Source organism: Halomonas sp., assembly GCF_041689495.1.
In the GTDB taxonomy this organism is placed as follows: domain Bacteria; phylum Pseudomonadota; class Gammaproteobacteria; order Pseudomonadales; family Halomonadaceae; genus Halomonas.
In genome coordinates this window covers 1-10,520 of sequence record NZ_JBDNGD010000167.1, presented here as the reverse complement: position 1 = coordinate 10,520, position 10,520 = coordinate 1, and the positions used below count along the sequence as shown (strand labels likewise).

Here is a 10,520-nt window from a genome sequence, read left to right as displayed (position 1 = left end):
TGGCTGATACCGGGGCGGGCCTTCTCGGGCTGCGCGGGGGATAGCGGGGCGGCACCCCTGTATACCGCACCGACGACCCTCGCCTCCAGCAAAGGCGGCGGCCAGGTCATCGCGACTCCAGGACCCCTGACGCCCGGCACCGCTTTGGTTGCCGGGCGCTCTTGCGTATGCTGAGGCGATTCTCGACCACTCGGACGCCTCTCGAAAGATGTCTCGCTCCCTCGCAGTCATGGCGCTCTATGCCGGCGCCCTGCTGGTGATGTTCCCGCTGAGTATTCTGGTGGCACTAACCGGCCTGGTATTCGGCCCGACCTGGGGCTTCGTCTACGCCACCCTGGGTACCCTGACCTCGTCGGTGGTCTCCTACTGGGTGGGACGGCGCCTGGGACGCAAGACCCTGATGACCTACGGTGGCCGTCACCTCAAGGGCATGTCACGCTACCTGGCACACCGCGGCATCCGCACCATGACGGTGATCAATCTGCTGCCCCTGGCGCCCTTCACCCTGACCAACATGATGGCCGGCGCCTTCCACCTGCGCTTTCGCGACTACATGATCGGCTCGACCCTGGGCATCGTGCCGGGTCTGGCCGCCGTCATCCTCCTCGGCAGCCAGCTCGGCGCCCTGGTCACCGCCACCGACCGCGGGGAACTGCTGTGGTCGCTTGCCGGACTGGCCGCGGGCGTCGCCCTGCTGGCCGGTCTGAAGCGCTGGTCTGACCGACGCCGCGGCCCCCATTGAGGCGGGCTACTTCGGTGGCGCCTCGGTCTCGTCCTCCTCGCGGTGGCCAGGCCACCAGGCGGGGCGCTCCTGCCCCCATTCTTCCTGCACCAGGTGGCGAAGCAGGCGGCCGCGATGGCGAAGCATCTGCCATTCGGCCCCCAGCCGACTTCGGATACGTTCCCAGCCCCCCTCGTCGGCATAGGTGAAGGGCCCGCCCCGGGCGATGGCGTGGCGATAGACGGCCAGGCAACGCGCGGCGCAGCGCGCCTCGTCATAGCCGGCGGCCGTCTCGAGGGCCTCCTCGGCCAGTGGGGCCCGCGCGTCAGGTGCGGCCAGTGTGGCCAGCGCCTCGGCCATGGCATCGAGGTCGTCCACGGGGATCAACCGCCCGTTACGGCCCTCGACCACCACCTCGCGCACCCCGGGGGCGGCGACGGCCACCACCGGCAACCCGGCCGCCATGGCCTCGGCCACGACCATGCCCTGGGTCTCGCTGTGCGAGGCGAAGGCGAAGACGTCCATGGCATGGTAGGCGTCGATCAATGCCTGGCCCTGGAGGCGGCCGGTGAAGTGCAGGCGGCCCGCCACGCCTCGTGCCTCGGCCACCGCCTGGATATCACGTCGCGCCTCACCCTCCCCGACCACCAGGAAGTGGGCCTCGGGCAACCCGACCAGGGCTCGGCATACCGCCTCGGCCAGGAAGGCGAGATTCTTCTCCTGGGCCAGCCGGCCGAGATGGCCGATCACGTAGGCCCCATCGGGAATGCCCAGCCGCGCGCGCCACTCCCGGCCGTCGCCAAGGGCGAAGCGCACGGTGTCCACGCCGCTGGGCACCACCGAGATCCTCGGATTGGCCTCCCGGGCGAGCAGCAGATCACGGATACTGTCACTGGGTGCGATCACCTCGTCGCACATCAGGGTGTACTCGATCGCCAGCGACCTGGCGAAACGCTGCATTCGCGGGGAATCGCCAGGCACGTAATGGGTGTAGTGCTCGTAGAGGGTATGGTGGGTGAACACCAGCGGAAGGCCGTAGATCACCGCCGCCCGGGCAGCGGTATCGCCGAGCAGGAAGGGGTGATGAGAGTGCACGACATCCGGTTCGAATACCTCGATGGCATCGTAGAGCTGTCCGGGAATCGGCACGGGCAGCGAGAAATCGCTGCCATTGAAGTGTTGTACGGCGGTGACCCTCACCACATCCTGTTCGTCGCGGGGTTGCCCGTCGAGACGCGGCGCCGCCAGCAGCACCCGATGCTCGGCCCTCTCGAGTTGCACCTTGAGCCGTTGCACCGACTCGCTGACCCCGCCGACGATGGGCAGGTAGGTATTGGTGAACATGAGGACATTCACGCCGGCACTTCCTTCGGAAAAATCATGGCATTCTGCAAGGACAGAACGGAATTGGCCACCTCCTTTCAGGATAGGTGGCGAGGGGACGATAACAAAGAAACCCAGCGGCGACTCGATCTCTTGTGGGGACGGGTGCCTTGATGAGGCGGCGGCTAAGGCTGCCAGCTATCGAGGTTGACGGGGCTAAGCGGGGTCTCGCCGCGCAGGGCCTGGCAGGTATTGTCGACGGCGCGCTGGGCCATGGCATCACGGGTCTCGTGAGTGGCCGATCCCACATGGGGCAGCAGGACCACGTTGTCCATGCCGAGAAGCGGGGAATCGCCGGGCAGGGGCTCGACCTCGAAGACATCGAGACCCGCCGCACCCGGACGCCCTTTCTTCAGCGCATCAACCAGGGCCGTCTCGTCCACGACCTTGCCACGGGCGAGATTGATGAAGACCGCATCGGGCTTCATCAGGGCAAACTCCCCGGCGCCGATGAGATGGACGGTCTCCTTGACCAGGGGCACGGTGACACAGACATAATCGGCCTCGGCCAGCAGCTCGGCCATCTCGCAGCGGCGCGCGCCCAGTTCCTCCTCCAGGGCGGGCTTGGGAGAGGAGTTCGAGTAGAGAATCGACATTCCGAAGCCCAGGGCGCCACGCCTGGCCACGGCGGCACCGATACGACCCAGGCCGATCATGCCCAGGGTCTTGCCGTGGACATCCTTGCCGAACTGGGCGGGACCCACGCTGCCTTTCCACTCACCCCGACGCAACCAGCTATCCAGTTCCGCCACTCGGCGCCCCGTGGCCATGATCAGCGAGAAGCCCGTATCCGCCGTGGTCTCAGTGAGGACATCCGGCGTGTTGCACAGCAGGATGCCCCGCCGTGATAGCTCATCCACCGGATAGGCATCATAGCCCACGGAAATGGTGGCAATGACCCTCAGGGAAGGCGCTCGATCGAGCAGTGCCGAGGTGATCGGCAGGCCACCATTGATCAGGGCATCGGCCTCGCCCAGGGCGGTCTCGAGGGCCGGATTGTTATCCAGGGATACCCCTCTGAAATCCTCGACCTGAAACGCCTCACGCATCTGCTCCATCTGTCGATCTCTGACGGCACCACATACCAGGATCTTCTTCATTCTTGCCTTCCTCTTCTTGTCTTCCTCTTGGTGCGTGGCTCGTGACTCTGCCGACGTCCTTGTTATCGACAGCCGAGTCATCGGCAGACACGGGGCCGCTACTATTGACGCAGTTCTGGCAGGAAGTCTCAGCCCTGGTCTTCGGGACCCACGTCCGGACCGTCGCCCATGCGCACGCCATCGCTGTGACGTTCAAGGGCCAGCAACCAGGCACTGTGATCCCACTGGGTCTTGCCCTCGTCATAGAGTTCGCGGTAGTACTCGGCCGCCTTCTCCAGAACCGGTAGCGACATGCCGAGGGACTTCGCCTCTGCCAGGCAGGTGTCGATGTCCTTGATGAAGTTGCGCATCGGGGCACCCGGGATGAAACGACGATCCAGCATGCGCTGGCCATGCTCCTGGAGCACCCGGCTGTCACCATGGCCACCCGACAGGGCGACCGGGATCATCGCCGGGTCGGCACCACCGGCGGACGCCAGCAGCATGGCCTGGGCGACACCGGTGATGTTCACCGCCACCATCACCTGGTTGGAGAGCTTGACCAACTGGCCGGACCCCGCCGGCCCGACATGCGTGGTACGCCCCATGGGCTTGAAGATGCCGTCTGCCTCGGCCTGCTGGAAGGCCGCCTTGTCACCGCCGGCCATGATCGCCAGCGACGCCTCGGCCGCGCCGAGACTCCCCCCGGACACCGGGGCATCGAGATGATGGACACCCAGCCCCTTGAGGTGTTCGGCATGTTCCCGAGCCATGGAGGGGGGAATCGATGCCATATCGACGAAGACGGCGCCCTTCTTCATCTTCTTGTCGGCACCCGACTCGAAGAAGACCTCCTTGACCACCGGACCACTGTCGAGGATGGAGAGAATATAATCGGCGCCTTCCACGGTCTCGGTGGGGGTGTCCACCACCACACCGCCATGGGATTCCAGGGCCTCAGCCTTACTGCGGGTCCGGTTCCAGAGCTTGACGTCGAAACCTGCCTTGAGCAGGTTGGTCGCCATGGGTCCGCCCATCAGGCCGGTCCCGAGAAATGCGATCTGAATACTCATCTTCAATCTCCTCTTGTTTGTGACCCTCGACGTTCAAGCGGGGGAATTCACCGATACCGGAATCTGCCGCTAGACGAGACGCAACTCGGCGCGCCCGAGAGACTCGAAGGTCGCCACGCCATCCAGTGGGCCTTTCGCCGGGTACTTTCCCGTACAGGATCCACAGGTCACTATCTCGCCGGCGTGCAGCGCCTGGCTCTGGTCAGGCAGGGCGTTCGCCAGCCAGACGAGAAGCGCGAAGGGATCCCCCGCCGGATTCCCGCCCCGGGTATTGACGATCTCGGCATCATCGACCGACAGGGTCACCGCGAGGGAGTCGAGTGCCAGTGATTGCCAGTCGGAAACACCTTCACCCACTACCAGAAAGCCGTTGTTCTGCAGATCGGCGAGTTGGGTCAGGGCATCCACCCCCTCCGGCCAAGCCATGAAGCGCGAATCCACGAGCTCGATGACAGCATGGACCGAGGCCACCGCCTCTCTCACTTCAGCCGGCGAGTAGGGCCGTTCGCGCGCCGGTAGATCCTTCCCCAGCTTGAAGGCCTCTTCGGCTTCAAGGGCCGGATAGGAAAACCGCGAAAAGGCCAGTTCAACGGGACCTTCCCGGACCAGACTCGCCGGCAGCGGGGAATAATGGCGAGGCGCTTCCGGGTCCGGGGCCTTGGCACCGACCTTCCACCCGCCGCACTGTCCCAGACGGTCGGCAAGACGGCGTTGAATCTCGTAGGCCTGAGCGTGGTCGGTCGGGCGGCATTGCTCGGGCAGCCCCTCGAGTCGTTCTCCACGGACCAGCGCCTGCTCGATCAATCTTGCAGCCTGTTCCAGACCATCGTCGCTATGGGTCATGTCTCATCTCGTTGCATGGGTATTGCCTTCCGCCTCCAGGAGATTCTCCCTGGCCGCGTCGGCCTTGTTCTTGAGGTGATCCCTGAGGATCTTGGAGAGGCGGTCACCATCACGATTCTCCAGGGCGTTGATCATCGCCGAATGTTCGCCCACTGCCTGTTTCCAGCGTCGCTCGGAGAGGCTGCTCAGGTAGCGGATGCGACGGATTCTTCCGGACAGGCGGGAATAGACATCGGCAAGGTTCTGGTTGTGGGCACCCCGCATGATGCGCTCATGAATCTCCTGGTTCAGCTTGAAATAGGGCAACCTCTCACCGTTCTGGAAGTGCGTCACCATCTGCTCATGACGCACCCTGACCTCGGCGATTTCCGCATCACTCATGCGAAAGCAGGCAAGCTCCCCGGACAGGCCCTCCAGGACACCCAGCACCTCGAAGACCTCGTCGATGTCCTCGATGGTCAGCTTGGTCACCCTGACGCCGCGGTTGGGAAGCAGCTCGATGATATTTTCCGCGGCCAGGACCTTGAAGGCCTCCCTCAAGGGCGTTCGTGATACGCCGAAATGATCACACAACTGCTTCTCGGACAGCTTGGCCCGGCGGGCAAGGTGCCGTCGACGATCATGTCCCTGAGCGAAACGACGATCTCGTCATGCAGCGTCGTCCTGGGGAGCAATGTCGGCGCGTCACCGAGAATGACTTCCTCGCCATTATCCTGCTGGATATCCCGGTGGCTCGAAGGATGGGCCATATCAGCTCCTTGCGGTGTTTTTCGCTTACCGAGTGTCTTTCGCTTACCGAGTGCCTGAACATACAATTGAATACAATATCCAGTATAGCGCATGTGACCAGACTGGCAAGGCACGGTAATGAGAAAACCAGCCATCGGCTGTGTTTTCTTACCATTCAAATAGTTATAGAAATTATTCGTGTAGATTCAGGGCACGGGCCTCGGGAATACAAGGTGGCTTGGCTTGACACCCCGGCCTGATAACGCTATACAAAATGCAATATCCAATAAAAGTGACCATGTGGCACGTCCTGAATCACAAGGAGGAATCGAGATGAGCAACCACGAGATCGGGCAAGCCTGAAGATGGCATCGACACGAATCGGGAGTGGCGGGATCGCCACTCCCTGATCCTTCTTTCCATGTGGAGAACAGGCTATGGCCTTCGATGTGTTTCGACGCAGGACCCACCTGCCCCTCCATCAGGCACGCCAGATCATCACCGCCGCCCTGGCCGAGGCCAGACGACAGGAGCTCCAGCCTCTGACGGTGGTGGTGCTGGATGACGGCGGGCATCTCGTTTCCGCCGATGTCGAGGATGGTTCCGGCATCCTGAGGATCCAGATCTCCCAGGGCAAGGCCGCAGCCGCCCTGGGCTTCGGTGTGTCCAGTTCGACCGTGGGAGAACGCACCCAGGGTCGCGAGGCCTTCGTGACCGGCGTCGCCACTGCCTCCCAGGGGCGCTTCGTCCCCGTCCCCGGTGGTGTGCTGGTCCTCGACGAGAACCGTGAGATCATCGGCGCCGTCGGTGCCAGCGGCGACAGCCCGGGCAATGACCAGGCCTGCGTGCTGGCCGGGATCGAAGCCGCCGGATTCGGCGCCGGCCTGGATGCGGCCGAGGGCTGACGGCGCGTCATGGCCGGGTGGTGCGACTGGCCAGCTCCACCCCCAGGCGCTGGAAGAAGGCCAGGTCATAGAGCTGGGACACGGCTTCTCCACTTCAGGTTAACAATAGCTTTCATCATAACCTGCTTATCTCTCCATGCAGGGAGACTAGACTGGAGCTGATCCGACACACAGAGGAGATCGTCATGACACACCGTATCGCCGTGATTCCCGGAGACGGTATCGGCAAGGAAGTGATGCCCGAGGGACTGCGGGCCATGGAAGCCGCTGCCAGGCAATTCAATATCGACCTGGAACTGCAGCACTTCGATTTCGCCAGCTGCGACTACTACCTCGAACACGGCAAGATGCTGCCCGATGACTGGTTCAGCCAGCTCAATGACTTCGATGCCATCTTCTATGGAGCCGTGGGCTGGCCGGCCACGGTACCCGACCACATCTCCCTGTGGGGGTCACTGCTGCAGTTCCGCCGCCAGTTCGACCAGTACATCAACCTGCGCCCCTGCAAGTTGCTGCCGGGCATCAAGAGCCCGCTGGCCGGTCGCCGCCCCGGTGACATCGATTTCTACGTGGTCCGCGAGAACACCGAAGGCGAGTACTCCAGCGTCGGCGGCAAGATGTTCGAGGGCACAGACCGCGAGGTGGTGATCCAGGACACGGTGATGACGCGAGTAGGCATCGACCGCGTGCTCAAATACGCCTTCGACCTGGCGGCCTCCCGCCCTCGAAAAAAGCTCACCTCGGCGACCAAGTCCAACGGCATCTCCATCACCATGCCCTACTGGGACGAGCGGGTGGAGGCCATGGGGAAAGGCTATCCGGAGGTCGCCGTGGACAAGTACCACATCGACATCCTGACCGCGAACTTCGTCATGCATCCCGACTGGTTCGATGTGGTAGTGGGCAGTAACCTCTTCGGCGATATCCTTTCCGACCTGGGCCCGGCTTGCACCGGTACCATCGGGGTGGCGCCCTCAGCCAACATCAACCCGGAAGGCAAGTTCCCCAGCCTGTTCGAGCCGGTGCACGGCAGTGCCCCGGACATCGCCGGCAAGGGCATCGCCAACCCCATCGGCCAGATCTGGTCCGCTGCCATGATGCTCGACCACCTCGGTGACAAGGACGCCGCCCAGGCGATCATCGATGGGTTCGAAGCGGTACTCGCCGAGGCCGACCCGGCCGTGCTGACCGCTGACGTCGGCGGACAGGGCAATACCGAGACCCTGGGCCGCGCCATCGCCGAGCGCATCGCTGGTTGATGGTGACTGCATGACCGCAATCGAGGCCCCGTCCGGATCACATCCGGACGGGGCCTCGTCTCATTTGGGTGCTCGACCTGGCGCTGGAGTCAGCCGGCAAGCTTCCCGGCAATGCGTGCCACATGCTCGCCCTGGAAACGGGCGATCTTGAGTTCACGCTCGTCGGGCTGGCGTGAACCATCACCACCGGCGATGGTGGACGCCCCGTAGGGATTGCCGCCACCGGCCTGGTCGAAGATGTATTGCTCGCCGATGCCGTAGCCCAGCGGCACGATCACCATGCCGTGGTGGGCCAGGGTATTCCAGAAGGAGGTGATGGTCGTCTCCTGGCCGCCACCGGTACCCGTCGAAGTGAACACGCTGGCCACCTTGCCGCGGAGTTCCCCGTTCGCCCAGAGGCCACCGGTCTGGTCGAGGAAGTTACGCATCTGGGCGGACATGTTGCCGAACCGCGTCGGGGTGCCGAAGATCACGGCGTCATACTCGACGAGTTCCGCGGGCGACGCCTCGCTGGTTTTAAACTGCTGGCCACCCGCCTTGGCGAAGATCTCCTCGGGCATGGTCTCGGGGACACGCTTGACGGTCACCTCGACCCCCGACACGGATGCCGCCCCCTCGGCCACGGTGGCGGCCAGGGTATCGACATGGCCGTACATGGAATGGTAAAGCACGAGCACCTTGGTCATTGCACACCTCCTGCGCAACAGGGTTAGTACCGGTTCGGTACGCAACTTGATTACAATACGCAGTATAAGGACGGCATTGGTGAACAAAAGCGAATGTATTCGATCATTTTGATCGAATTGATCGACTAATTTCCTCTGTCGAGCATGACCTGTCGAACACCGTTACCCGCCAGCCTGGCCTGTCAAAAGGAGCTCATGGATGTCACGAAAGCGGTTGTCTTCCCCGGCAGAGGGCGGGGCCGGGGCGCACCGGGATGCTTGAGGAGTGGCTTGATCTCAGCCTCGATGCGCTGTCTTCGGTGAAGGGTGAAGGCCGAGTGCCGGGAGGCCACTACCGGGTAGAGGCCCCCGGCATCCTGGAATTGCGACCCGACACGCCGACCCGCCAGGCCAGAGCCTGCGTGCTATCCGCGGGAATCCACGGCAACGAGACGGCGCCCATCGAGTTGCTGGGTGACTGCCTGGCCAGGCTGGAGGCCGGACTTATCCCACTCGGTGCACCTGTCCTGGTGATCCTCGGCAATCCGGAAGCGATTCGCCGGGGGGTGCGCTACGTCGGCACCAACCTCAACCGCCTGTTCCGGCGCGACCTCGAGGAGTCGGGAATGGAAGCCGACCTCGCCCGAGCCCTGATGGCATCGGTGGATGCCTTCTATATGCGTCAGGCGGGTCGAGCACGGCTGCACTATGACCTGCACACGGCGATCCGCACGAGCCGCTATCCGCGTTTCGTGGTCGAGCCCCATGCCGACACGCCCACGGCACCCGAACAATGGAGCTGGCTGGCCGGTGCCGACATCCAGGCCGTATTGCATCAGCATCGCCACAGCTGGACCTTCTCCCACTACTCGCGGCACTATCACGCCGCCCAGGCCTTCACCCTGGAACTCGGCCATGCCCTGCCCTTCGGCCACAACGACCTGGCTGCCCTGGTGCCCATGCGCCGATCGCTGGAGGCCCTGATCAGTGGACGCTTGCCAGCCGCCGCCGAGTCGGCAAAGATGGCCTTCTTTCGTGTCGAGCAGGAACTGATACGCAAGGCAGACGACTTCCGCCTTTGCTTTCCCGACGATACGCCGAACTTCACCGAGTTTGCGCCGAACACCCTGCTGGCCCAGGATGCCCGTGCCGGTGATACGAGGGTTGCCGACCGTTCGCTGGGCGTCGTCTTCCCCAATGCCGAGGTCGAGATCGGTGCCCGGGCGGCCCTGCTCGTGAGGCGAACGCCGCCGCCGGCCTCGACATCACTCCGGACCTTCAACCACCCCTAGCCGGAGTTCGCCCGATGGCCGACACCCCGATTCCGCTGGATGTGCGCAATATCACCAAGCGCTTCGGTGACATCGAAGTCCTCAAGGGTCTCTCCCTGAAGGCCCACAAGGGCGATGTGATCACCCTGATCGGCGCTTCCGGCTCCGGCAAGAGCACCTTCCTTCGCTGCATGAATCTGCTCGAGCAGCCCAATGAAGGCGACCTGATCGTCCATGGCGAACAGATCCGCTTCAAGGAGACCAAGCACGGTCGCGAGCCGGCCGACTGGAAGCAGGTGGTCCGCATGCGCGCCAAGCTCTCCATGGTCTTCCAGAGCTTCAACCTCTGGGCCCACATGACCCTGCTCGAGAACATCATCGAGGCACCGGTCCACGTGCTCGGCAAGACGAAGAAGGAGGCGATCGCCCATGCCCGGGAGCTGCTCGAGCGGGTCGGTCTGGACGAGCACGCCGACTACTATCCGGCACAGATGTCTGGTGGCCAGCAGCAGCGCGGCGCCATCGCCAGGGCGCTGGCCATGGACCCGGAGGTGATGCTGTTCGACGAGCCGACCTCGGCGCTGGACCCCGA

12 protein-coding genes are annotated in these 10,520 nt (G+C 63.8%); 5 read left to right on the top strand and 7 right to left on the bottom strand.

From position 1 onward, the window contains the following. The first annotated feature begins 208 nt into the window (after positions 1 to 208). Positions 209 to 742, top strand: coding sequence for a TVP38/TMEM64 family protein (locus ACESMD_RS05850; protein ID WP_372611212.1), 534 nt, complete (start codon positions 209 to 211; stop codon positions 740 to 742). A gap of 6 nt (positions 743 to 748) precedes the next feature. Here the strand turns inward: ACESMD_RS05850 and ACESMD_RS05845 are convergent, their stop codons facing one another. The 6 genes from ACESMD_RS05845 to ACESMD_RS05820 all read right to left on the bottom strand — a co-directional run bounded on the left by ACESMD_RS05845 (position 749) and on the right by ACESMD_RS05820 (position 5,983). Beyond that, entirely contained in the window at positions 749 to 2,077 is a 1,329-nt protein-coding gene (locus ACESMD_RS05845) for a glycosyltransferase (protein WP_372611210.1), read from the bottom strand. Between the two features lie 152 nt (positions 2,078 to 2,229). Next, positions 2,230 to 3,204, bottom strand: a complete 975-nt coding sequence (locus ACESMD_RS05840) for a 2-hydroxyacid dehydrogenase (protein ID WP_372611208.1) — start codon at positions 3,202 to 3,204, stop codon at positions 2,230 to 2,232. 128 nt (positions 3,205 to 3,332) lie between these two features. Beyond that, positions 3,333 to 4,256, bottom strand: a complete 924-nt coding sequence (locus ACESMD_RS05835; RefSeq protein WP_372611206.1) for an NAD(P)-dependent oxidoreductase — start codon at positions 4,254 to 4,256, stop codon at positions 3,333 to 3,335. A 69-nt stretch (positions 4,257 to 4,325) separates the two neighbouring features. Continuing rightward, a complete protein-coding gene (locus ACESMD_RS05830) occupies positions 4,326 to 5,099 on the bottom strand; it encodes a 2-keto-4-pentenoate hydratase (protein WP_372611204.1) in 774 nt (257 codons plus the stop codon). Between the two features lie 3 nt (positions 5,100 to 5,102). Further along, a complete protein-coding gene (locus ACESMD_RS05825) occupies positions 5,103 to 5,672 on the bottom strand; it encodes a GntR family transcriptional regulator (RefSeq protein ID WP_372611202.1) in 570 nt (189 codons plus the stop codon). Beyond that, positions 5,636 to 5,983 (bottom strand): hypothetical protein, encoded by a 348-nt coding sequence (locus ACESMD_RS05820; protein ID WP_372611200.1) that lies wholly within the window; start codon positions 5,981 to 5,983, stop codon positions 5,636 to 5,638. Before ACESMD_RS05820 ends, ACESMD_RS05825 begins: the two co-directional genes overlap by 37 nt. A 282-nt stretch (positions 5,984 to 6,265) precedes the next feature. On the opposite strand from ACESMD_RS05820, the gene ACESMD_RS05815 reads away from it, so the two are divergent. After that, positions 6,266 to 6,733, top strand: a complete 468-nt coding sequence (locus ACESMD_RS05815) for a heme-binding protein (protein WP_372611198.1) — start codon at positions 6,266 to 6,268, stop codon at positions 6,731 to 6,733. A gap of 185 nt (positions 6,734 to 6,918) precedes the next feature. Further along, a complete protein-coding gene (locus ACESMD_RS05810; RefSeq protein ID WP_372611196.1) occupies positions 6,919 to 7,992 on the top strand; it encodes a tartrate dehydrogenase in 1,074 nt (357 codons plus the stop codon). An 89-nt stretch (positions 7,993 to 8,081) separates the two neighbouring features. On the opposite strand, the gene wrbA is transcribed toward ACESMD_RS05810, so the two are convergent. Next, a complete protein-coding gene (wrbA, locus tag ACESMD_RS05805) occupies positions 8,082 to 8,678 on the bottom strand; it encodes an NAD(P)H:quinone oxidoreductase (RefSeq protein ID WP_372611194.1) in 597 nt (198 codons plus the stop codon). 254 nt (positions 8,679 to 8,932) lie between these two features. Between wrbA and ACESMD_RS05800 the strand changes: the two genes are divergently transcribed. Together ACESMD_RS05800 and ACESMD_RS05795 are read left to right on the top strand one after the other, a co-directional pair. Continuing rightward, positions 8,933 to 9,949: a succinylglutamate desuccinylase gene (locus ACESMD_RS05800; RefSeq protein ID WP_372611192.1), complete on the top strand. Its 1,017-nt coding sequence runs from the start codon at positions 8,933 to 8,935 to the stop codon at positions 9,947 to 9,949. A gap of 14 nt (positions 9,950 to 9,963) precedes the next feature. Then, positions 9,964 to 10,520 (top strand): ATP-binding cassette domain-containing protein (locus tag ACESMD_RS05795; RefSeq protein WP_372611190.1); only part of this gene is annotated, 557 nt, incomplete at its 3' end.

What these genes read in the sequence shown, in the direction of transcription:
- ACESMD_RS05850 (WP_372611212.1), top strand. Translation starts at nt 209, where the DNA reads ATGTCTCGCTCCCTCGCAGTCATGGCGCTCTATGCCGGCGCCCTGCTG.
- ACESMD_RS05840 (WP_372611208.1), bottom strand. Translation starts at nt 3,204, where the DNA reads ATGAAGAAGATCCTGGTATGTGGTGCCGTCAGAGATCGACAGATGGAG.
- ACESMD_RS05835 (WP_372611206.1), bottom strand. Translation starts at nt 4,256, where the DNA reads ATGAGTATTCAGATCGCATTTCTCGGGACCGGCCTGATGGGCGGACCC.
- ACESMD_RS05830 (WP_372611204.1), bottom strand. Translation starts at nt 5,099, where the DNA reads ATGACCCATAGCGACGATGGTCTGGAACAGGCTGCAAGATTGATCGAG.
- ACESMD_RS05820 (WP_372611200.1), bottom strand. Translation starts at nt 5,983, where the DNA reads ATGGCTGGTTTTCTCATTACCGTGCCTTGCCAGTCTGGTCACATGCGC.
- ACESMD_RS05815 (WP_372611198.1), top strand. Translation starts at nt 6,266, where the DNA reads ATGGCCTTCGATGTGTTTCGACGCAGGACCCACCTGCCCCTCCATCAG.
- ACESMD_RS05810 (WP_372611196.1), top strand. Translation starts at nt 6,919, where the DNA reads ATGACACACCGTATCGCCGTGATTCCCGGAGACGGTATCGGCAAGGAA.
- wrbA (WP_372611194.1), bottom strand. Translation starts at nt 8,678, where the DNA reads ATGACCAAGGTGCTCGTGCTTTACCATTCCATGTACGGCCATGTCGAT.
- ACESMD_RS05800 (WP_372611192.1), top strand. Translation starts at nt 8,933, where the DNA reads ATGCTTGAGGAGTGGCTTGATCTCAGCCTCGATGCGCTGTCTTCGGTG.